Consider the following 20819-nt stretch of genomic DNA (forward strand, 5'->3'; position numbering starts at 1 on the left):
GTGACCGTGGGCAGTTGTCAGTTATTGCTGGCCGCCGCCATACGGTGGCGCACATCCAGGCGCAAACCGCGATACAGGCTTACGCACATGACCAGCAGCAACACTGTAAACGGAAGACCGGTGGAAATGGCACCCGCTTGCAAGGCATCCAGCGCCTGTTTGCCACCGCCGTAGAGCAAGGCGCCGGCAATCATGCCCTCCATAACCGCCCAGAACACACGCTGGGCCACCGGCGCGTCTACCTTGCCACCGGCGGTGATGCTGTCGATCACCAGCGAACCGGAGTCTGAGGAGGTTACGAAAAACACCAGCACCAGAATGATCGCCATGAACGAGGTTATTCCCGCCCAGGGCAGTTGTTCGAGCATCTGGAACAAGGCCAGTGACACATCACCGATACCGCCCGCCAGCTCGCCAACACCGCCCTGAACCTGCTCCAGGGCAGCGCCGCCAAACGCCGACATCCAGATCACGGTGACTGCGGTGGGCACCAGCAGCACGGCGATCATGAACTCGCGAATGGTGCGCCCGCGCGAAATCCGCGCAATGAACATGCCCACAAAAGGCGACCACGAGACCCACCAGGCCCAGTAGAACACGGTCCAGCCGTGCAGAAAGGTGTCGTCTTCACGCCCGGCCCAGCCACTCAGGGGCACCAAGTTGGAAAGATAGCTCGTCGCGGTGCTGGCTGCCTGGGCAAAGATACCCAGCCCTGCGCCGGCCGCAATCACGAAGACCAGCAGCAATAAGGCCAGCGCCATGTTGATGTTGCTGAGCAGCTTGACCCCGCCATCGATACCGCGCAGCACCGACAGCAACGCCACCGTGGTCACGCCGAAAATGATCGCGATCTGGGTATTCAGCCCGGATGACACATCGAACAGAAAGCCCAGCCCGCTGGCCGCTTGTTGCGCGCCCAGTCCCAGCGAGGTGGCCAGGCCAAATATCGTGGCCAGCACCGCCAGGGTGTCGACCACATGTCCGGGCCAGCCCCAGCAGCGCTCGCCGAGCAACGGATAGAACGCCGAACGCATGGTCAGGGGCATATCGTGGTTGAACGCGAAGTAGGCCAGCGCCAGCGCCACCACGCCGTAGATCGCCCAGGGATGGAAGCCCCAGTGATACATGGTCGCCCCCATGGCCAGCCGCATGGCCTCCGGCGTGCCAGCCTCGACATTCAGCGGCGTGCCGTACCAACCGGTGAAATAGGCCACCGGCTCGGCCACACTCCAGAACATCAAACCGATCCCCATGCCAGCAGCAAATAGCATGGCCAGCCACGAGGCGCGGGAAAATTCGGGCTTTGCATCATCTCCACCCAGGCGTATGCGGCCCATCGGCAACACGATCATGGCCAGGCAGAACAGCACAAAGATATTACCGCCCAACATGAACAGCCAGTCGAAATGGTTGATAGCAAAGGCTTTGGCGCCGTTGAGCGTGCTCAAGGCCTGATCCGGAAAAACCAGGGTTCCGATCACGAACACCACGACCAGCAACGAGCTGATAAAGAACACCGGGTTGTGCAGATCCAACCCAAAGACCTGAACGTTGTCTTGCCCGGCTTCAAAGTCGGTATCGAATGCAGATTGCAGTTCTTCTGACACGGCAGCCTCCTTACAGATAGAAATCGATCGAGAGGTACAACGCGTCAAAATCGCCCTCACCCACCTGACCATTGCGATCGACAAAACCGTCCTGGGTCAGGTACTCCAGGTAAATCCAGCCTGGCCCGTAGTCGTAGCTCAGGCCCGGCGCATGTGCGCTCACGCTATCAACTGTCGAGCCCGCGGTGTCTGGCTCAGCCAGACTGCTGTCCAGATAGAAAAACCATGGGCCATGGCGATAGCCCAGCTCTGCTGCGATGCGCGTATTTTCAATGCGTGCGCCAGCCAGATGCCTGTCCGGCATCTCACGCTCCATCAGCACGTATTCAAGCTTGCTGTAGAACTTGCCGAATTCACCGTGATACCACAGCGCCAGGGCCTGATGACGGCCATCAACTTCACCCTCGCCGGTCGTCAGATCCTGCAAACGCCCGGCCTGGGCCGACACCGCAATACGCTGACCGGGTGCGACCAGATATTCAACGTTGCCGACCGCGGTGTGCACCTTGCGGTAGGTGGTGGAACTGCCCCAGTGGCCGTTGTCATCCACGCTGTCGGTGCTGGTCGTGCCCCAGTCATCAGCATGGTAATAAGCCAAATCGTACTTGAGCGCGCCGACTTCATCGGTCCATTTGAGGCCGACATCCATTTGATCGCCATAGCCGGCTTGGAGGATGTCACCGGGCCAGAAATTGACCGTTTTCCAGGCAAAAGGCACCTGTGATTTGCCAACCCGCAGGACGCCAGCCTGACCGAAACGCCAACCGATCCAGGCCTTGTGCAAGGCGAAGGTGTCGCCGCTTGAGTTGTTGGCCGTGTCCGTGAAAGAGCCGGGCCCGATGCGCAGTTCGGCCGAATACAGCCAGCGCCCTTGTCCGTCCTCGGCCTGGCCGTCGGCGTACAGGATCAGGGCCTCGTTCTCGATGTCTCCGCGGGTTTCTTCGTGCGCCGAAGCCGGATTGTCGAACTGATATTCGTAGTTCATCCAGACACCAGCAGACAGGCCACCGGCGGCCCGCGCCTGAGCGCCGTAAACGACGATGCTCACCCCCAGGGTGAAGATCAAGGCCGCAGTTTTCATTCTTGTCCCCTTGGTTTCTACCCTTATCTACCCTACGCATGCGCCGCGCCCATTGCCAATCGGCAAATGGTGGCTTCGTCAGCGCGCCGCGCACTTGCTATGCTGATGAGGAACTCACGGGAAGCAATTGATGAACATCGAAATTTCCGGCGTCTTCGGCCTGCTGATCCTGATCGCGGATATCTGGGCGATCCTCAATATCGTGCAATCGCGCGTCTCCACCGTGAACAAACTCATATGGATCGTGGTGATCCTGCTGCTGCCGGTGCTGGGGCTGATCATCTGGTGGTTCGCCGGCCCACGCGACAGTTCCGGCTGAGCCCACATGTCTGACACCTCCGGCCGCGACGCCCTGCCGCGCGCGGCCCTGTATTTCCTCGCCCTGCTGGCCACCGCTTATACCCTGCATCTGGCCCGCGAAATGCTCCTGCCACTGACCCTGGCGGTGATCTTTGCCCTGCTGCTGACCCCGCTGGTCACACGCATGCAGACCTGGCGCATACCGCGACCGGTCAGCTCGCTGCTGTTGATCGCAAGCATGCTGGGTGTGGCCGGTGTGGGCGTGGCCGCCTTGTCGTCCTCGGCCATGGAATGGCTGCAGCGTGTGCCCGAAGCCAGCGAAATCCTGATGCGCGAACTGGCCAGCATGGAGCGTGAGGTCAGCCGCATGGATGATGCCGGCAAGTCCATCGACGCCCTGACCCGTGAAATCGGTGTCGATGACGACAGCAATGGCGAGCAGAAAGTCATCATTGCCGAGCCTGGCTGGCGCGCCGAGCTGTGGGTTGGGATGCGCAATTTCGCCGTATTCGGCGGTCTCAGCATCATTCTGCTGTTCTTTTTGCTCAGCGCTGGCGACCAACTGGTCAGGCGATGCGCGGAGACCTTCAAGGATGAAAAAGACCGCTTGCGTGCCCTGCGCGTGGCACGTGACGCACAGCTACAGATGTCGCGTTATCTGGTCACTATCGCGGCGGTCAACACGCTGCTCGGGCTGATCGTGACCCTGGCCCTGTGGCTACTCGACTTTCCCGACCCGGCCCTGTGGGGCACGATGGCGGCGGCCCTGCGCTTTGTCCCCTATCTTGGGGTGTCGCTGACCGTGGCCATGCTCGCCGTGGTTGGCATGGTCAGCTATGACACGGTGTGGATGATGCTTGCCGCCCCGCTGGGCTATCTGCTGTTCACCTCGTTCGTCGGGCAGATCATCGACCCGCTGGTGCATGGCTACCGCCTGCGCCTGGACCCCATCGTGGTGTTCGTGTGGATTTTCTTCTGGGGCTGGATCTGGGGCGCGCCGGGGGTGCTGCTCGCGGTGCCGTTGCTGACTCTGCTGCAGGTGGTTTGTCGTCACTCCACGCGCCTGGCACCGCTGGCGCACATATTGGGAGACCGTTGATGTCCGAATTTGACTGCGCGCGCTATCGCGCCAGCCTGTGGCCGCAACCGCCACGCACGCACAGCGCCGAGGACAAACCACGTCGCATGGGCATCGAGATCGAATTCTCCGGGCTCGGCATGGAACGCATCGCCGACATCATCCGCAAGGTGCTCGGCGGACGCATCGATCAGCAATCCAAGTACGAGTATTTTCTGCGCGATGCCGAGATGGGCGATTTTCGCGGCGACTTCGGCATCGAGCTGGATTCGGAGTACATGAAGAAACTGGGTCGCGAGCACGACCCCGAGGCCGAAGTCGACGACCTGGAAAATCTCGCCGAAAGCGTGATTTCGCTGATCGCCGAACAGGTCGTACCGTTCGAGGTGGTCAGCCCGCCTATACCCCTTCCCGAAGTCTGGCGCATCGACAGCGTGATCCAGGAACTGCGTGAAGCCGGGGCGCGCGGCACCCGCCAGGCGCCGCTTTACGCCTTCGGACTGCACATGAACCCGGAGCTGCCGGATCTGCACCACAGCACCGTGCTGGCTTACCTGCGCGCCTTTCTGGCCCTGTTCGAGTGGCTGGTCAAACGCAGTGAAGTGGACCTCAGTCGGCGCATCACGCCGTACATTGATCCTTTCCCCAAAGCCTATATGCGGTTGTTGCTGGATGTGGACTATGCGCCCGACATGGATCAGCTGATCGATGACTACCTGACGCACAACCCAACCCGCAATCGCGCCCTGGACATGCTGCCGCTGTTCCGCCACATCGACGAGCAGCGGGTTATCAATGTGGTTGATGATGACCGCATCAAGGCCCGCCCGACCTTTCATTACCGCCTGCCCAACTGCCAGATCGATGAACCTGACTGGGGCCTGATCCGGGCCTGGCGCGACTGGCTGCAGGTCGAGGCGCTGGCCGCCGACGCAACGCGTCTGGATGCCGTGATGCAGGCCTGGCACAAGCACAGCAGCGGCATCACCGGAGGGCTGTTCGAGGATTGGTCCAAGGACTGCGCCAGCTTTTTGCTGCCTGAACTGCTTTGAGTGCACGCCCCCTGATCGGGGTGACGGGCCCCGACACACGCTTTCCGATTGCCTGGTGGTTCATCCACTGGGCGCTGCACCGGGTTGGCGCCGAGGCCCTGCGCCTGACCCCTTCGCGGGCGCAGCCGCCGCGCCCGCTGGATGGCATGATCATCAGTGGAGGCGACGACATCGACCCCGGCCTGTATCTGCCCGACGCACCCGACACCGCGCCCATGGATGCAGCCCGCGATGCATTCGAAATCGACACCCTCAAACGCGTCCTCGATCGTGACATTCCGATCCTCGGCATCTGCCGTGGCGCCCAGCTGATCAACGTGGTGCTGGGCGGCTCATTGCACACCGACCTGCGCCGCATCCGCATCAAGACATCCAATCGGCGCACCCCGTTTGCGCGCAAGACCCTGACGCTCGATCCGGACAGTCGCCTCAGCCACATACTCGGCTGCCAACGCACCCGCATCAACAGCCTGCATCATCAGGCAATTTCCGCGCTGGGCGAGGATCTGCGTGTGGTCGGGCGTGATCTCGACGACATCGTTCAGGCGGTGGAACATCCGGGACGGCGTTTTCTCATCGGCGTGCAATGGCACCCCGAATACCTGCCCCTGCGGCGCGAACAACGCGCGCTGTTCCAGGCCTTGCGCGACGCAGCGGCATGAGCGCCTATCTGCTGCTGTTTGCCACCGCGTTCGGCGCGGCCACCCTGCTGCCGTTCTATTCCGAGGTGCTGTTGGTGGCGCAGCTCAACCGTGGCCTCGACCCCATGCTGCTGTGGCTGTTCGCCACCGCCGGCAACACCCTGGGCGCAGTGGTCAACTGGGTCATCGGCTGGCACCTGACCCACTATGTGGACCGGCGCTGGTTTCCGGTACGCCAGCAAGCCCTGGATCGCGCGCAACGCTGGTTCCAGCGCTACGGCACCTGGACCTTGCTGTTCTCCTGGGCGCCGGTTGGCGGCGACGCCCTGACGGTGGTCGCCGGCATCATGAAAGTGCGCCTGTGGCTGTTCCTGCCCCTGGTCACCCTGGGCAAGGGCGCGCGCTATGCTGCGGTTATCCTGGCCGCTCAGGCCATCGGCAACTGATCCGCTCAGACCTCGGCCGCAGCATGGGTATGAACCGTGTTGGTGCGCCCGAGCTTGCGGTAAAGACGCTCGCCCAGCACCAGCAGGCACGGGGTCAGCACCAGCGTGAGCACGGTAGCGAAGATCAGACCGCCAACAATCGAAGACGCCAGCTGCTGCCAGTACTGCGTTGAGGGCGCACCGAAGGTGATCTCGCGCGCGAACAGATTGATGTTCATTTTCAGCACCATCGGCAGCAGACCCAGCACCGTGGTTACGGTGGTCAACAACACCGGACGCAAACGTTCGGCGCCGGTGGTCAGCACCGCATCATCAACCGACATGCCGGCGGCACGGTGCTGGTTGTAGGTGTCGATCAGCACGATGTTGTTGTTGACCACGATGCCGGCCAGCGAAATCAGCCCGATGCCGGACATCACCACGCCAAAGGTCTGGCCGGTTGCCATCAGACCGATCAGCACGCCGATGGTCGAAAACATCACCGCCGTGAGTATCAGCCACGACTGATAGAAGCTGTTGAACTGGGTCAGCAGAATCACCGCGATCAACGCCAGTGCGACCATGAAGGCCTTGGACAGAAACGCCTCGGCCTCACGGATTTCCTCATCCTCGCCCTTGAATGCGACGCGCAATGAGGGGTGCAGATGGGCATCCTCGTAGTGCGCATCAACCCAATTGCCCAGCTTGGCCAGCTGATTGGCCACGACCAGCCCGTCGGCCACATAGGATTCCACCGCGATGGCGCGATGCCCGTCGATACGGTTGATGTTGGTCACCTTGAAGGCGGCCTCGCGCTGCATGAAGTTGGTGACCGGCACCAGACCGTGCTGGGTCGTCACATGCAGTCGGTCCAGGGTGTCCAGATCCCGCATAGGCTCGGGAAAACGCACCCGGATATCCATTTCCTCAAGTGCATCGGGGGCACGGTATTCACCGACCTTGATGCCCTGGGTGACCAGCTGCAGCACCTGCCCCACGGTGGCGATATCGGTGCCGAAACGCGCCGCTTCAGTGCGATCGATGTCGATGCGCCACTCCAGATTGGGGTGCGGCAAGGTGTCGCTTACATCCACAAAACCACCGACTTCGCGCATGCCCTGGCGCAGCCAGGTCACCGCCTTGCTCAGTTCTTCCAGCGATGGTCCGTACAGTTCGATGCGCACCGGCTTGCCATCGGACGGCCCGGCCTCGGGGGTGATCACTTCCACGCCCAGCCCGGCCGGCTCGCCAACGCGCTGGCGAATCGCCCTGATCAGCTCGCTTGATGCAGGGCGCTGGTCCCAGGACTCGAAACCCAGCTGAATAATGCCCACGGTGTCCTCGGTGTTATCACCGCGGGTGAACTTCAGGCCGGAGCGGGCATAGATGGACTCCACACCTTGGATGTCCTGCACGCTGCGTTCGACCTCACTGACCAGACGATCGATCTCGTCCAGCGACAAGGGGCCACGGGCATGAACCTTGACCAGCGCATTGTCCATGTCGACATCGGGGAAAAACTCCACCCCCTTGCCGAGTTTGCCGTAGAGCATGAATGTGGCGATGAGGGCGACAAACGCGCCCATCAGCACCTTGCCCGAGTGCGGCAACAGACTTTGAACCAGCGCCACGTAGCGTCCGGTCCAGCCACTCAGTGGTTGCCCCGGCTGCCAGCCGACCTGACGCCCGGCCTGCGAGGCGCCACCGATCACCGCACCCAGATTGGGGATGAACAGCAGTGCCATGAACAACGAGGAGCCCAGCACGCAGATCAGGGTCAGCGGCAGATAGCTCATGAATTCGCCGATCACCCCGGGCCACACCAGCAGCGGCACAAAGGCCGCAAGCGTGGTGGCCGTGGAGGCAATGACCGGCCAGGCCATGCGCTGCGCGGCGTGCAGATAAGCCTGGGTGCGCGGCTGCCCTTCGGCCAGGTACCGATCGGCCAGTTCGACCACGATGATGGTGCTGTCGACCAGCAAACCCAGGGCCAGAATCAGCCCGAACAGCACCACCATGTTGATGGTTACGCCCATGCTGCCGATGATCAGAATGCCGAGCAGGAACGAGCCTGGAATTGAAACGCCGACCAGCGTCCCGGCGCGCAGGCCCAAAAACGCCACCACCACGATCATCACCAGCAGAACGCCGGACAACACGTTGTTCTGCAGGTCATCCAGATTGCGCTGGGTTTCGGTTGATTTGTCCTGTGAGTAGTTGACCTCGACCGCTTTGGGCCAGGCCTTGCGCGTTTGTTCGACCAGCTCACGCACCTTGGCGCTGGTTTCGATGATGTTGGTGCCAACCCGCTTGGACACCTCCAGTGCGATGGTGCGCTTGCCATTAAGCCGGGCGTGGCTTTCGCGGTCCATCCAGGTCCGGCGCACCGTGGCCACATCACTCAGCCGCACCACTTCGCCATCGGCCTCGCGGATGACCAGACTGAGCAGTTTGTCGACATCGTCAATAATGCCGGGCACCTTGAGCGTGAAGCGGCCGCTGCCGCTGGTCAGTGCGCCGGCGGCGACCAACTGGTTGTTGCGATCGACCGCGCCAATGACGTTTTCCACCACCAGCTGGTAGGTGTCCAGACGCACCGGATCGATGATGATTTCAACCATCTCCTCGCGGTCGCCCACCACCTCGGCCTCGAGCACTTCGGCCAGCGCTTCCAGCCGGTCCTTGAGGTCGTTGGCGATGGTCACCAGAGTGCGTTCATCCACATCGCCATAGAGATTGACCACCATCATTGGCAGCAAGGCGATATTGACCTCCTGGATGGTCGGCTCCTCGGTTTCGCTGGGTAACTCGGGGCGAGCCAGATCGACCTTGACGCGGACATCATCCAGCGCCTCGTCCACATCGGTGCCGGCCTCAAACTCGAGCTTGATGGTGCCGTAGCCCTCGGCTGCGGTGGAACGCATCTCCTTGAGGCCCTCGAGCGAACGCAGCTCCTGCTCCATCGGTTTGATCAGCAGACGCACCGAATCCTCGGGGGTGATGCCCTGGTGCACCATCGACACATAAATGGTCGGGAAGCTGACATCCGGCTCAGCCTCCTTGGGGATGCTGAGGTAGCTGACGGTGCCCGCAATCAGGATGGTCAATAGACCGACGAACAGGGTGCGCGGACGACTGAAAGCCGCGGCCAGTATCTGATCCATGTCAGCGCCTCAGGATGCGTCTGAGACGACCACCGCCTCGACATCTTCACCGGCGCTGACAAAGCCCTGGCCGACCGTGATGATGCGCAGCTGCTCAGGCAAGCCACCGAGCCAGATCTCGTCCTTGCCGGCCTGCTCGATGGTGGCACGGTGAAAGCGCACTTTGCCCTGCTCATCAACACTCTTGATACCAAAGTGCTCCTCGTTGTCCAGCGCCAGCGAGGCCGGTTCCACCACATGCACCTGCACCCGCTCCAACAGCAGCATCAGCACCGCAGAACCACCGGCAATAACCGGTTTTTCGTGCGCGGCGACCAGCAGCTCGACAGGAAACATGCGCGTGTTGGCATCGGCCTCGCGTGCGACGTGGCGCAGCACACCGCTGGCTTCACTGCCATCGGGCAGCTGGGCACGGGCGTTTTGTCCGGCCTTGAGAAACACCACCACATCCTCTGAAACCTGGGCCTGGACCAGGAAAGGTTCGATCTGGATGAAACGACCGATCGGGTCACCCACGCTAAGATAATCGCCCTGCTCGACCTGACGACTGTCGAGCATGCCGTCAAATGGCGCCCGTATGCGTGTATTGCGCAAGGCTTCCTGGGCTTGCAGCAGTTCCGCTTCGGCCAGCGAGAGATTGGATTTGGCCGAGGCCACTTCAACCGGGCTTTGCAGGTTCTGGCGCGCCAGACGCTGCGCAGCCTGATACTGCAGTTTGCGCTCTTCGACCTGAGCCTGGGCGCGCTGCACCCGGGCGGCACGATCGCCGGTTTCCAGTTCAAACAGCACCTCGCCCTGCCGCACCGGCTGGCCACGTTCCACCGCAATCGTCGTCACCCGCCCAGCCGTCTCAGCGCGCAGCGCAACCGCCCGCATTGGTGCGGTACGCGCACTGACCCGCGCCTCACGGACGCGTTCCGCCGCCTGTGACTCGACCACACGCACACGCAGCTTGGGGGCCTCCGTCTGGGTGGAGGTCTGCTCATCATGCGCGTCATCACTGCCAAATGCGCCGGATAAGAGCCAGATGCAGACCAGCAGCAGAATACCGCCCGCTATCCATCCTGGATGTCTGGATGTCATTGATCGTCCTGTTGATGAGGGTGTGCCGGATCACGCAATTTGGCGATCAGGGCTTCGGTGGCTTCAACCGCCGACTGGTGAAACTGCTGCATGCTTTCCAAACGCTGACGCACGCCGGGCATGTGTTGCAGGGGCAGCGCGCTGATCGCACGCTCGGCATTGCGTTGCTTGGCCCGCATACGGTCCGCATAGCCGTGCAACAAGGCGCCATAGGGATTCTCGGCCAGGCGGTAATAATCCTGTCGATCACCCGGCCGACTGACCCGCTCGAGTATCCCGAAGTCACGCAGCAGTCGGGCATTGGTGCTGATACTGCCGCGTGATACCTGCAAACGTTCGGCCAGCTCGGCGAAACTGCAAGGCCCGCCTTCGATCACAAACAGGCCCCACATGCGCCCGGCGATACGCGGCAGACCATCGGCCTCAGCGGTCAGGCCCATGCCTTCGATAAATTCTTCGGCGGCAGCTTCAGCGGCGGCGCGCGCGGCTGCAGGCACATTGGATTGGGGTGTGTTCATGTGGCGCGCATCGTGCATGTTTCATATCGTTCAGTCAATACTGAACATACTAATCAAACGCGCGATGCGGCAGCAGCAAGGCCTGTTGGGTACCATGCGCGCACCGCCCATCCACCACACCGCTGGAGCGCCCGATGCACATTACCCTGACCCGCTTCGCCCGCCGCCGCCTGTTTCCCAAGGATGGACGGCGCAATGCCATCACCGGCTGCGATGCGGCCAGCTTCGAGCATCACATCAATACCCACACCCCGCTGGATGTGCTGGATGGTTACGCACCGTTCTGCAAGTTGCATGTGCACCGCAACTGGACCACCACACGAGTGGCCGCGGTACCCATTACCGCCGACAACCAGCACCTGTTGCGCTCGGCTTACGAGGCGCGCAATGACGATGAGCTGGCCGTGCTCAACCGCTGGTTCGAAGGTGTCGAGCCGCCGCGCGCCGAATACCTGCTGGTGATCGTTTACGACCGGGCCCAGCTGCACAAGGAAGGCGACCCGATCGACGCCGACTGGGGCGTGGTCGGCTGTCTGGCCACGGCGGAACCCAAAGAAACCCCGCTGGCGCCGATCACCATGATGCGCAACGCGCTTGGGGTGGACGAAGGGGGTTCCGGCGTTGAGCTGGACCGCGCCGCGTATCAGCGCAGCGTGGCGTTCTGGTCCGCCCATGCCAACTGGCGCGAAGCACGCAAGGCGCGCTGAACCTGACATGCTGGCGGTGGTCGCATAAGCCGTGCACACCACCCTGCTCCGGAGCTACTGAAATGCCTCACCTGTCCCGTTACAAACATATGGCCGTGCTCGGCAGCCTGGCCCTGCTGAGCTTGAGCAGCGCGTGCCGCAGCGAACCCAGCGTGGCCACCGAGCCCGCTCCGTTTCGCGCGCAAACATTGCTTGAAGACCTGGAGCAGCCGTGGGCCCTGGCATTTCTGCCCGATCAGGCTTGGCTGATCACGCAAAAAGCTGGCGAGCTTTTGTATGTCAAAGGCAAACAACGCATCCGCGTTGCCCAGCTGCCGGATGTGGCCGTGACCGGCCAGGGTGGCTTGATGGATGTGGCCCTGCATCCGGCCTTCGCTTTGGATGGCGACAGCAACTGGGTGTACCTGACCTTCAATCAGGCGGGCGACGATGTCTACGGCACCGCTTTGGGCCGTGGCCGCCTGGTCGTGGAGGGCAACAGCGCGCGCCTGGACGATTGGCAAACCCTGTTCAGCCTGCCGCAGAAAACCGACTCCGGACGTCACTTCGGTTCGCGCATCGCCTTTGATGACGACGGTCATGTGTATTTCAGTATCGGAGACCGGGGTGAGCGCCAACGCGCTCAGGACAGCGCGGACGCGGCGGGTAGCGTGATCCGCCTGACCCTCGACGGCGGCATTCCCGAAGACAATCCGTTGCGGAACCAGAACAACGCTCACCCGGCGATCTACAGCTACGGCCATCGCAACATTCAAGGCATGGCCACGCATCCGGACAGCGGCGAAATCTGGACCCATGAGCACGGCCCACAAGGCGGTGACGAGCTCAACCGGATTGTTGCAGGACGCAATTACGGCTGGCCGCTGATCACCTACGGCAAGGAATACGGCACCGGTTTCTCGATTGGCGAAGGCAGCGAAAAACCCGGCATCGAGCCGCCGCGGCATTACTGGGTGCCGTCGATCGCGCCCTCCGGCATGGCGTTTTACCGTGGCAGCGCTTTTGCCGACTGGCAGGGCGACATCCTGGTCGGCGCGCTCAAGCACCGTCGTCTCGTCCGGCTGGATGTCGAAGATGGACGCATCGTCGGTGAGCACCGTTATGTAGCGGGCGAAGATGCTCGTATTCGTGATGTGCGGGTCGGCCCCGACGGACTGATCTATGTGCTGACCGATGCCAGCAAGGGCAAGCTGATCCGGCTGGCCCCGCCCGCCTAGCTGTCAGCCGCCGGCTCGCGCACCCAGGATCACGCCGCGACGGTGCAGGTCGTCGATCAGGTCGGCGGCAAAACTGGCGATCTGTTGCACCTCAAGCGCCGCTTCATCGGCAAGCCGGGCCAATGCTTCACGGCCGCTTTTCGGTGTGTCGGTCAACAACTGCAGAAAGCGTGCGGTCAGCACATTGAGTTCCAGAAAACCGATGCGCTCATCGCGCTGGCGAAACACCAGCAGACAGGTCGGCTCGGGCGGCGCATCATGCGGCTGGAATTGCGGACCAATGCGCTGCACCGGGAAGCTGTAGGTCAGCACGCGCATCCACGGGGTGCACACGCAAACCTGACTCATAGGATCGCCATTCGGATCAAAATCATCCGGAGCCTCGGCGGGATCAATGGCCAGGGCCAATTCCACCCATTCGTAATGGGCCAACTCGAGCATGAACGGCGGATCGACCTCGCGCATGCGGTGCGTGTGCTGCAGATAATCCAGAAACTCTTCAGCCAGCTGATAGAACTGCGGACGCTGGCAGCTGTGTCCGGCGTAGAAGCTGCGAACCAGCGCCGCCCAGTCGGCGTCGCTGTAAAGCTGACGCAGCACCGGAAACGCCTGGCACAGGAAATTGTCGATATTGTTGATGAACAGGCGCCGGTAAATCGCCATACGGCGATCCTCGACACCCGCTGGCGGCGCCTGCGTTTGGGGATCGCGAATATGCGCCGCGAACTGTGCCTGAACGGCCTGAAACCCAGGCTCAGCCATGCGCGCGCACAGCCTTGCTCAGATGCTGCTGCTGAATCTGATGAATCTGCTCGACCTCGCCAAGCAGAGCCTCGAGCGACGGGATGTTGAAATCGCGCTCAAGCAGGGTCGGCACGACACCGACATGCGCGTAGGCATCGGCGAGCAGCGCCCAGACCTCGGCATCCACATCGGCACCATGGGTGTCGACCCGCAGATCCTCGGCTTCATGGTCGTGTCCGGCCACATGAATGTAAGCCACGCGCTGTGGCGGCAAACCACGCAGAAAGGCTTGCGCGTCATAGCCATGGTTGATGCTGTTGACCACGATGTTGTTCACATCCAGCAGCAGCTGGCAATCGGCTTCATCGAGCACTGCACAGATGAACTCCAGCTCGCTCATACGGGCGCCGGGCGCGGCATAGTAAGACACGTTTTCAACCGCCACCGGGCGCTGCAGATGCGCCTGAACGGCCCGAATACGCGCGGCCACGTAGTGCACTGCGTCCTCAGTGAACGGAATCGGCATGAGGTCATACATATGACCCTGATCGCCACAGGCACTGAGGTGCTCGGAATAGCTGACCACCTCGTGCTGATCCAGAAAACCCTTGAGGCGGTCAAGAAAGTCACGGTCGAGCGGACGTGGGCCACCCAGGTCCAGAGACAGACCATGGCAGTACAAGGGCTTGTGCCTGAGCGCTTCGGCAAACTGCCGGCCCAGGCGTCCGCCCAGCCCCATCCAGTTCTCCGGCGCGACTTCAATGAAGTCGACATTTTCCGGCGGCCTGTCGAGGAACTGCGGCAGGAAATCCCGCCGCAGCCCCAGACCAGCCGCAGCCAGTTGTGATGACATCAGCGCGCGATCACTTGCCGATCATGCGGTCCATGGTGGACTGGTTGCCACCACACTTGCCTTCACCGCACTTGCCTTCACCACATTTGGCTTCCGATGCCTTGGAACCGCCGCAACGGCCTTCACCGCATTTGGCTTCGCTGGCTTTGGCGCCGCCGCACTTGCCCTCACCACACTTGGCTTCACCACATTTGGCCTCACCGCATTTGGCTTCGCCACATTTGGCCTCACCCGCTTTGCTGCCGCCGCAACGGCCTTCGCCACATTTGGCTTCCGCCAGCTGCATGTAACCGTTGCCCAGATCCGTGGCCTGGAACGGATTGGCTTCGGCATGAACGCCGCCGGACAACGCCATGGACAGGGCCAGTGCCGAACCCGACGTCAAAACGATGGATTTGCCGATTTCTTTCTTCAACATGCTGTTCACTCCTTGCGATCAAACAATACCCCGGACGGGGATAACAAACCGAGATTACATTTCTCTGAACCAGCAGACCGTGGCGTCGGCGTAAAACTCACACAAGCCGCCAAAAAAGCGCGCATGAACCTTGTCCTGGATGCGACATTCACGCGCCGGATCGTGCACACTTGGCGGCTGTTCAACTTGGCGAAAAACAGCACGCACCTATGTCTTCGACCACCAAATACATTTTCATCACGGGCGCAGCAGCCGGCATCGGCAAAGCTTGCGCACAAGCCTTTCACCGTGAAGGCTGGCATGTGGGTCTGTATGACATCGACAAAGCCGGTTGTCAGAAGCTGGCCGAGGAACTGGGCAATCAACGCGTGACGTTTGGACGGCTGGATGTCACCGATCCGCTGGAGTGGAAAAACACCCTCAGTGCCTTTTGCGAGGTCAGCGGTGGGCAGCTGCACGGCGTGCTCAATAATGCTGGGGTGCTCAGCTCCGGCGAATTTCAGGACATCGATCTTGAAACCCAGCACCGCATGGTGGATATCAACGTCAAAGGTGTGATGAACGGCTGCCATCTGGCTTTTCCATATCTGCGTGACACGCCGCAGGCCTGCCTCATCAATATGGCCTCAGCCTCAGCGATATACGGCCAGGCCGACCTCGCCACCTATTCTTCCAGCAAGTTCTTTGTCCGCGGACTGACCGAGGCATTGGATCTGGAATGGTCGAAGTACGACATTCGTGTGGTCGATATCTGGCCGCTGTTCGTGCGCACCGCCATGATCGACAACCTCGACAAAGCCCAGAGCGTCAAGAACATGGGCGTCAAACTCACCCCCGACGACGTGGCCAAAACCGTTATCAAAGCCGCCACCTACCGCGGCGCCATACCCAAAGTGCACTGGACCGTAGGCTTCTCCACCAAAGCCCTGTATCAAGCAGTTAAGATGGCGCCCCTGTGGTTAACCCGACAGATCAACCAGCGACTGACCCGCGCCCCTCACTAAGGACAACATTGCGAATCATGGAGATTCATTCCGAGACGGTTAACGGCATTTTCGTGGTTTACCCGCAAGGCCCACTGGATGCAGATGCCGCGCCTCGCCTTACCGAAATCAGTGCCCGCATGGCGGCTCACGACGGTCAATGCAGCGCCATAGCCCTGGCCGATGTCAGCTTTGTCGACTCCACCGGCATCGGCGCCCTAGTTTCCATTCACAAGCAGCTAAAAGCCTTCGACAAGACCGTCTGCTTCGTCGGCGCCAAGGGCCAACCTGCAGACATGCTGAGCTTTCTGCGTATTGATCAGGTGATTCCCACCTACCCATCTTTGGACGACATGCGCCGCGAACGCGGCCTGTAGCCAGGCCAGCAAGATTACGGCTTGGTAATCTTGCTTTGCGCCATGTATTCGATCAGATCGATGAATTGCTCATCCGTGCAATCAGTACACATGCCCATGGGCGGCATGCCTATCCAGCCTGATTTGGTGCGCTTGAGCAGCATTTCCCGCCCCTGATCAATCCGCGCAGCCCAAGCCGTCGCATCGCCAGTGCGCGGCGCGCCGGCTGACCCGCTGGCATGACAGCTGATGCAGCTGCGGTTGTACAGTGTCATGGTCGCTTCGCTGGCTTGGATTACGGGCTCTGGCGTAGCAACAGGCGTATTCGTTCCGCCGCCGTTACAGGCTGTCATCAAAACCAAAAGCACCCCGCACAGTGGCCAGGCCACGGTGTATGTCTTTGTCATTGTTGTGGTGTCTCACTCCCCTCGGTTTCACCAATGTACCGTGATCCGGCCAGAAATTCAGGTGATACCCGGGACTCAAGACCTGTGTGCCAGCCCGCAGCCACCGCGGGCTGACACACATTAAGACGCAGAAGGTCTAGTCGACCCGCTCGAAGCCGATGATCTCGTTCCAGCTGCCACGATCCTGATGCGGCATGGTCAAGCATGGACCGATGATGCCGGACAGAGAGCAGACGTCGTCGCGGTGATGAATGCGACGGAAATCCTCTGGATCGGCAGAGCCATATTCGGCTTCCAGACGCGTGCGTGCCTCGGCCAGGCCATCCTGTATCCACTGATTCACGCTTTTACCCTGCAGGTAATCCAGCCGCAGCGGAATACCCGAAATACCTGGATTCAGGGCCTTGAGTACCAGATTATCCAGCGGAGAAGCATCGTATTCGTGGCTGCCCACGATGGACATGTGGCGGTAGTACGACGGCGGCAACAGATCCTGCAGCATCATCTCGCGCACGGCATCCACGAACACATCGAAGATGGTTTCGGCTGGACGATCGCGTGCCTCTTCATCCTCGATGTCGATAGCGGGGTTGTAGTGCAATTGATCCCAGGCCAGCAGGATTTCAGCCAAGGCTGCCTCTGCAGGCTCCAGCACGCCAGCCTGATGTGCTGCACTGATCAAAGGCAGCCACGGCGCGGCGCGCACGTCCAGACGACCTGACAGCTTGTCCATTTCAATCAGGTCTTCGAAACTGATTTTGTCCGCCGCCGCCAACTGCTGCTCCCAGTTCACATTGCGCTGGATCGGCCCGGCCGGTCGGGTTGAAGCATCACCACCGACATTCTCACCCCAGCCAATGGCCGGCTTGTTGTTCCAGTTGGTCACGTAACCCTGCTGCGGATTGAGCACCTGTGGCGTTTCCGCAAAGCTCAAGAAACCCAGATGATCGTGCTCGCCGGTGCCGCGACTGGGGAAGCGCAGATCCGTGCCTGGCGCCCGGCGTGGATGCAAGCCGGGATGAAAATACGCGGCATTGCCATCGGCATCGATCATCATGGTGTTCTCGTTCCAGGTCACCTTCTCCATCGCAGCCTTGAACTCATTGTAATTGCGCGCCTGTTGCCAACCGATAATGCCCTCGATGGTGTCCACTTCACGTTTCCACATGGCGTACTGCACGCTGCGGGCGTAGTTGCCATCCTCACTGCGCGCTACGACCGGGCCATGCACCGTGCGACAAACCTCGAACGTTTCCGAAAACAGTGGCGGCAAAATCGGTACACCTTGCGGCGCTTCGCGATAGTTCACCGTCTCTTCGCGACAGTCCATGGTTTTCACTTCGCCATTGTGCAGATACTGGTTGGGGCCATCACCAACCGAGGTGTCTTCAATGAAGCTGTCGATGGTTTTGGAATAGCCGGTGGTCACACCCCAGGCCACACGTTCGTTGTAACCAATCCCGATCACCGGCAACCCCGGCACGGTAGCACCGCGCGCATGCACACCACCGCCGTGCACCTCAAGTTCGACCAGCAGGCTGGGATAACCGTAGCCCAACTGCGGCCCGTTGATCAGCAAGGGCATACCGTTAGCTGATTTTTCCCGCGTGACGATGGCCATGTAAGAGCCGCCGTGCAATCCACGCATGTACTCGATGACATTCTGCGCCGCCTCAGCCGCCGGATTGGCGACTGTCTGCTTGAGAATCGGCAGGCCGGCCGGTTCAGGATAATCGCCGGTGCCCGGCCCCTCGGCCAGTTCAGCCGGCAGCGTTTCGACGAAATCTGCCAATGCATTGAACGCAGCTTCACGCTGGTTGGCCGGCGTGCCCATATTGGTAAAGGTGCCCTCGCTGGCTGGAATCGTCACCGCCGCTTTGGGGTCATCAATCCACAAAATGTCCTGCAGGATGTCACGCGCTCGTGCTTTGCCGTGCATCTCCTGCAAGGCTTTGAGCGCCTCGACCGTTTTCATTTCATAGCTGCCATCGGACGCGACCTGACGGGTCATCAACACGCCAGCAGCCATGATGTCGCTGAGTGAGAAGCGCTGCGGCAAGGTGGTCAGCAGGACAAATTCAGCCGGCAACAGCACCGGATTGAGTGTCACCTCCCCGATACGCTGATTAACCCCATCGCGATAGCCAATAGCCGCCTGCTGCGCTGCCTCCGACAGCCCATCGAACATGGCCTGATATTCCGCTTCGGTGTAGGTCAGGGTGCGAGCCTGCACATCATCCGGCACCGCCGAGGGGCCCGTCAGCTCAGCCAGCGTACCCTTGGCTTGGCGGCGCACGCCGTCCATCAGGAACAGACGCTGAACGGCCATGATGTAACCCGCACCGAACCACACATCTTCAACAGACTCGGCGTGCACTGCGGGCACCCCGAACTCATCCAGATAAATACGCACACCTTCGCGCGGTTCATAGTCTGGCTGACGATCAGTAATGTCCTGGAAACGGCCGTCCTTGAACTCCGAGTTCCAGTACATCAGGCGTTGATCATCGATGTGATCACCGAAATCAGCCGGGTTGCCGGTCAGCGTCCCCACCGCCTGCCCGTCGACCGAAACGTGGCCGGATTGCCCCGGCGGCAACAAGTTGGAGACGCGCATCTGCACGTTTTCGCCGCCTTGATGCACGCCCGATCCGTCGCGCCCTCCACTGGTATTGCAACCACTCAACAGCACAGCAATCAGGCCGCACAGCAGCACGTTTTTCTTTCGCATGATTCTCTCTCGCACACAGCAAACACGCTTCTTCGCGCGCCTCTTGGCATCGATTCAAACGACGGCAAGAGTCATAAGTAACTTGAACTATTTTCTTTATAAATCTGTTTTTCTTGAGTTTTTAAAAATTCACAAAACCCTGAAAAAGAGCATGGAGATGCGCTAGCCGACATCTCGTTTCATGACGCTACCTGAGTGCAGCCGGAATGTGCAGCGCAGAGGATGCGGTAGCGCTTGCGACCAATGTTACCAGTCGATAACATCGCGAGCTCCATTCACCGCGTCATAACAGCAGGAGTCCGGCCCATGAATCTGGAATTCAGCGCCGAAGAGAAAGCTTTCCAGCAGGAAGTCCGCGAGTGGCTGCGCGCCAACAAACCCGATTTCCCGCCCTCCCTCACGCATTCGCGTGAACAAACCCTGGCCTGGGAACAGACGCTGGCCAGCAAAGGCTGGCTGGCCACCGGCTGGCCCAAGCAATATGGCGGCACCGGCTGGACCGCGACCCAACGCTACATCTGGGACACCGAATGCGCGCTGGCCAATGTGCCCGGCGTGAACCCTTTCGGGGTCAGCATGTGTGGCCCGGTGATCATGGCCTTCGGCAACGACGAGCAGAAAGCCGAGCACCTTCCACATATCGTCAACGCCACACGCTTGTGGTGCCAGGGCTACTCCGAGCCGGGCTCAGGTTCGGATCTGGCTTCGCTCAAGACACGTGCCGAACGCGACGGCGACGATTACATCGTCAACGGCCAGAAAATCTGGACCACCAGCGCCCACATCGCGGACTGGATTTTCTGCCTGGTGCGCACCGACGCCAGCGGTCGCAAGCAGGAAGGCATCTCCTTTTTGCTCATCGACATGAAAACGCCGGGCATCGAAGTGCGCGAGATTCGCAGCATTGACGGCGCCCACCACCTCAACGAGGTGTTCTTCAAGGATGTGCGGGTGCCGGCCAAGAATCTGGTTGGTGAAGAAGGCAAAGGCTGGACCATCGCCAAGTTCCTGCTCGGTCATGAGCGCACCACGATTGCCGGTGTTCCGTTGTGCCAAGCACAGATCGAGGAACTCAAGGTGCTGCGAGATGCCGACCCCAATCTGCGCAACGACCCCAAGATCGACGAAGACATCGCCGCACTGGAAGTGGACCTGCTGGCACTGGAGTACACCAACCTGCGTGCCCTGGAGCGCGCCGAGAGCGGCAAGCCACCGGGTCCGGAAAGCTCCGGCCTGAAGATCAAAGGCACCGAGCTGCAGCAAGCCCTGGCTGAGTACAAGGTGGAAATGGGCGCCTACGCCAGCCTGCCGTGGCAGGCCGAGGCGATTGGAGAAGCTGCTTACGCCCAGGCCACGGCGGCCTACAACATTGGTCGTGCTTCCACCATTTATGGCGGCACCAACGAAATTCAGAAGAACGTCCTGGCGAAATTCGCCCTGGGCCTGTAAGGAGC

The 20819-nt window shown here is 61.0% G+C and carries 20 protein-coding genes; 10 read left to right on the top strand and 10 right to left on the bottom strand.

The window, feature by feature from the left end; all coding sequences use genetic code 11:
- Nucleotides 1–17: 17 nt before the first annotated feature.
- Together ATO7_RS13815 and ATO7_RS13820 are read right to left on the bottom strand one after the other, a co-directional pair.
- Nucleotides 18–1679 (bottom strand): BCCT family transporter, encoded by a 1662-nt coding sequence (locus ATO7_RS13815; RefSeq protein WP_206044943.1) that lies wholly within the window; start codon nucleotides 1677–1679, stop codon nucleotides 18–20.
- Nucleotides 1618–2688, bottom strand: coding sequence for a hypothetical protein (locus ATO7_RS13820; protein ID WP_083562636.1), 1071 nt, complete (start codon nucleotides 2686–2688; stop codon nucleotides 1618–1620). The genes ATO7_RS13815 and ATO7_RS13820 overlap by 62 nt, the downstream gene beginning before the upstream one ends.
- A 130-nt stretch (nucleotides 2689–2818) precedes the next feature.
- Between ATO7_RS13820 and ATO7_RS13825 the strand changes: the two genes are divergently transcribed.
- The 5 genes from ATO7_RS13825 to ATO7_RS13845 are packed head-to-tail and all read left to right on the top strand — an operon-like array spanning nucleotide 2819 to nucleotide 6205.
- Entirely contained in the window at nucleotides 2819–3007 is a 189-nt protein-coding gene (locus ATO7_RS13825; RefSeq protein WP_083562637.1) for a PLDc N-terminal domain-containing protein, read from the top strand.
- A 6-nt stretch (nucleotides 3008–3013) separates the two neighbouring features.
- Complete coding sequence (locus ATO7_RS13830; RefSeq protein WP_083562639.1) at nucleotides 3014–4087, top strand: AI-2E family transporter; 1074 nt, start codon at nucleotides 3014–3016, stop codon at nucleotides 4085–4087.
- On the top strand, nucleotides 4087–5118 hold the full coding sequence (locus ATO7_RS13835) for an amidoligase family protein (protein WP_146680361.1): 1032 nt from the start codon (nucleotides 4087–4089) through the stop codon (nucleotides 5116–5118). The genes ATO7_RS13830 and ATO7_RS13835 overlap by 1 nt, the downstream gene beginning before the upstream one ends.
- Nucleotides 5115–5780, top strand: coding sequence for a gamma-glutamyl-gamma-aminobutyrate hydrolase family protein (locus ATO7_RS13840; protein WP_083562642.1), 666 nt, complete (start codon nucleotides 5115–5117; stop codon nucleotides 5778–5780). Before ATO7_RS13835 ends, ATO7_RS13840 begins: the two co-directional genes overlap by 4 nt.
- On the top strand, nucleotides 5777–6205 hold the full coding sequence (locus ATO7_RS13845; protein ID WP_083562644.1) for a YqaA family protein: 429 nt from the start codon (nucleotides 5777–5779) through the stop codon (nucleotides 6203–6205). Before ATO7_RS13840 ends, ATO7_RS13845 begins: the two co-directional genes overlap by 4 nt.
- 5 nt (nucleotides 6206–6210) lie before the next feature.
- On the opposite strand, the gene ATO7_RS13850 is transcribed toward ATO7_RS13845, so the two are convergent.
- The 3 genes from ATO7_RS13850 to ATO7_RS13860 are packed head-to-tail and all read right to left on the bottom strand — an operon-like array spanning nucleotide 6211 to nucleotide 10949.
- A complete protein-coding gene (locus ATO7_RS13850; protein ID WP_083562646.1) occupies nucleotides 6211–9348 on the bottom strand; it encodes an efflux RND transporter permease subunit in 3138 nt (1045 codons plus the stop codon).
- A gap of 9 nt (nucleotides 9349–9357) precedes the next feature.
- Nucleotides 9358–10431 carry an efflux RND transporter periplasmic adaptor subunit gene (locus tag ATO7_RS13855; RefSeq protein WP_083562648.1) on the bottom strand — a complete coding sequence of 358 codons (1074 nt, stop codon included), beginning with the start codon at nucleotides 10429–10431 and terminating at the stop codon, nucleotides 9358–9360.
- On the bottom strand, nucleotides 10428–10949 hold the full coding sequence (locus tag ATO7_RS13860) for a GbsR/MarR family transcriptional regulator (RefSeq protein WP_146680362.1): 522 nt from the start codon (nucleotides 10947–10949) through the stop codon (nucleotides 10428–10430). The genes ATO7_RS13855 and ATO7_RS13860 overlap by 4 nt, the downstream gene beginning before the upstream one ends.
- 134 nt (nucleotides 10950–11083) lie before the next feature.
- Here ATO7_RS13860 and ATO7_RS13865 point away from each other — a divergent pair, with 134 nt between their 5' ends.
- Nucleotides 11084–11656 (top strand): DUF3228 family protein, encoded by a 573-nt coding sequence (locus ATO7_RS13865; RefSeq protein ID WP_083562653.1) that lies wholly within the window; start codon nucleotides 11084–11086, stop codon nucleotides 11654–11656.
- A 62-nt stretch (nucleotides 11657–11718) separates the two neighbouring features.
- Complete coding sequence (locus ATO7_RS13870; RefSeq protein WP_206044929.1) at nucleotides 11719–12873, top strand: PQQ-dependent sugar dehydrogenase; 1155 nt, start codon at nucleotides 11719–11721, stop codon at nucleotides 12871–12873.
- Between the two features lie 3 nt (nucleotides 12874–12876).
- Here the strand turns inward: ATO7_RS13870 and ATO7_RS13875 are convergent, their stop codons facing one another.
- From ATO7_RS13875 to ATO7_RS13885, 3 genes are read right to left on the bottom strand one after another with little or no spacing between them, the layout of a single operon-like run.
- Nucleotides 12877–13635: an HvfC family RiPP maturation protein gene (locus tag ATO7_RS13875; RefSeq protein WP_083562657.1), complete on the bottom strand. Its 759-nt coding sequence runs from the start codon at nucleotides 13633–13635 to the stop codon at nucleotides 12877–12879.
- Entirely contained in the window at nucleotides 13628–14470 is an 843-nt protein-coding gene (locus ATO7_RS13880) for an HvfB family MNIO-type RiPP peptide maturase (RefSeq protein ID WP_083562659.1), read from the bottom strand. The genes ATO7_RS13875 and ATO7_RS13880 overlap by 8 nt, the downstream gene beginning before the upstream one ends.
- Before the next feature lie 10 nt (nucleotides 14471–14480).
- Nucleotides 14481–14888 carry an HvfA family oxazolone/thioamide-modified RiPP metallophore gene (locus ATO7_RS13885; protein ID WP_083562661.1) on the bottom strand — a complete coding sequence of 136 codons (408 nt, stop codon included), beginning with the start codon at nucleotides 14886–14888 and terminating at the stop codon, nucleotides 14481–14483.
- Between the two features lie 209 nt (nucleotides 14889–15097).
- Here ATO7_RS13885 and ATO7_RS13890 point away from each other — a divergent pair, with 209 nt between their 5' ends.
- Both ATO7_RS13890 and ATO7_RS13895 read left to right on the top strand, forming a co-directional pair.
- Nucleotides 15098–15892: an SDR family oxidoreductase gene (locus ATO7_RS13890; protein ID WP_083562663.1), complete on the top strand. Its 795-nt coding sequence runs from the start codon at nucleotides 15098–15100 to the stop codon at nucleotides 15890–15892.
- A 17-nt stretch (nucleotides 15893–15909) separates the two neighbouring features.
- Nucleotides 15910–16248, top strand: coding sequence for an STAS domain-containing protein (locus tag ATO7_RS13895; RefSeq protein ID WP_083562665.1), 339 nt, complete (start codon nucleotides 15910–15912; stop codon nucleotides 16246–16248).
- A 14-nt stretch (nucleotides 16249–16262) separates the two neighbouring features.
- Here ATO7_RS13895 and ATO7_RS13900 read toward each other — a convergent pair whose 3' ends face one another.
- Together ATO7_RS13900 and ATO7_RS13905 are read right to left on the bottom strand one after the other, a co-directional pair.
- Nucleotides 16263–16502 carry a c-type cytochrome gene (locus tag ATO7_RS13900; RefSeq protein ID WP_206044930.1) on the bottom strand — a complete coding sequence of 80 codons (240 nt, stop codon included), beginning with the start codon at nucleotides 16500–16502 and terminating at the stop codon, nucleotides 16263–16265.
- 268 nt (nucleotides 16503–16770) lie between these two features.
- Nucleotides 16771–19365 carry a penicillin acylase family protein gene (locus ATO7_RS13905; protein WP_083562666.1) on the bottom strand — a complete coding sequence of 865 codons (2595 nt, stop codon included), beginning with the start codon at nucleotides 19363–19365 and terminating at the stop codon, nucleotides 16771–16773.
- Nucleotides 19366–19671: 306 nt separating this feature from the next.
- Here ATO7_RS13905 and ATO7_RS13910 point away from each other — a divergent pair, with 306 nt between their 5' ends.
- Nucleotides 19672–20814: an acyl-CoA dehydrogenase family protein gene (locus ATO7_RS13910; protein ID WP_083562668.1), complete on the top strand. Its 1143-nt coding sequence runs from the start codon at nucleotides 19672–19674 to the stop codon at nucleotides 20812–20814.
- Nucleotides 20815–20819: the final 5 nt, after the last annotated feature.

The sequence above is a fragment of the Oceanococcus atlanticus genome, assembly GCF_002088235.1.
Classification (GTDB): Bacteria; Pseudomonadota; Gammaproteobacteria; order Nevskiales; family Oceanococcaceae; genus Oceanococcus; species Oceanococcus atlanticus.

Coding starts and splice junctions, on each gene's coding strand:
- ATO7_RS13875 (WP_083562657.1), bottom strand. CDS start 13,635: ATGGCTGAGCCTGGGTTTCAGGCCGTTCAGGCACAGTTCGCGGCGCAT.
- ATO7_RS13870 (WP_206044929.1), top strand. CDS start 11,719: ATGCCTCACCTGTCCCGTTACAAACATATGGCCGTGCTCGGCAGCCTG.
- ATO7_RS13865 (WP_083562653.1), top strand. CDS start 11,084: ATGCACATTACCCTGACCCGCTTCGCCCGCCGCCGCCTGTTTCCCAAG.
- ATO7_RS13820 (WP_083562636.1), bottom strand. CDS start 2,688: ATGAAAACTGCGGCCTTGATCTTCACCCTGGGGGTGAGCATCGTCGTT.
- ATO7_RS13830 (WP_083562639.1), top strand. CDS start 3,014: ATGTCTGACACCTCCGGCCGCGACGCCCTGCCGCGCGCGGCCCTGTAT.
- ATO7_RS13895 (WP_083562665.1), top strand. CDS start 15,910: ATGGAGATTCATTCCGAGACGGTTAACGGCATTTTCGTGGTTTACCCG.
- ATO7_RS13880 (WP_083562659.1), bottom strand. CDS start 14,470: ATGTCATCACAACTGGCTGCGGCTGGTCTGGGGCTGCGGCGGGATTTC.
- ATO7_RS13855 (WP_083562648.1), bottom strand. CDS start 10,431: ATGACATCCAGACATCCAGGATGGATAGCGGGCGGTATTCTGCTGCTG.
- ATO7_RS13825 (WP_083562637.1), top strand. CDS start 2,819: ATGAACATCGAAATTTCCGGCGTCTTCGGCCTGCTGATCCTGATCGCG.
- ATO7_RS13815 (WP_206044943.1), bottom strand. CDS start 1,679: ATGGTCAGGTGGGTGAGGGCGATTTTGACGCGTTGTACCTCTCGATCG.
- ATO7_RS13885 (WP_083562661.1), bottom strand. CDS start 14,888: ATGTTGAAGAAAGAAATCGGCAAATCCATCGTTTTGACGTCGGGTTCG.
- ATO7_RS13850 (WP_083562646.1), bottom strand. CDS start 9,348: ATGGATCAGATACTGGCCGCGGCTTTCAGTCGTCCGCGCACCCTGTTC.
- ATO7_RS13900 (WP_206044930.1), bottom strand. CDS start 16,502: ATGACACTGTACAACCGCAGCTGCATCAGCTGTCATGCCAGCGGGTCA.
- ATO7_RS13910 (WP_083562668.1), top strand. CDS start 19,672: ATGAATCTGGAATTCAGCGCCGAAGAGAAAGCTTTCCAGCAGGAAGTC.
- ATO7_RS13835 (WP_146680361.1), top strand. CDS start 4,087: ATGTCCGAATTTGACTGCGCGCGCTATCGCGCCAGCCTGTGGCCGCAA.
- ATO7_RS13905 (WP_083562666.1), bottom strand. CDS start 19,365: ATGCGAAAGAAAAACGTGCTGCTGTGCGGCCTGATTGCTGTGCTGTTG.
- ATO7_RS13845 (WP_083562644.1), top strand. CDS start 5,777: ATGAGCGCCTATCTGCTGCTGTTTGCCACCGCGTTCGGCGCGGCCACC.
- ATO7_RS13890 (WP_083562663.1), top strand. CDS start 15,098: ATGTCTTCGACCACCAAATACATTTTCATCACGGGCGCAGCAGCCGGC.
- ATO7_RS13860 (WP_146680362.1), bottom strand. CDS start 10,949: ATGAACACACCCCAATCCAATGTGCCTGCAGCCGCGCGCGCCGCCGCT.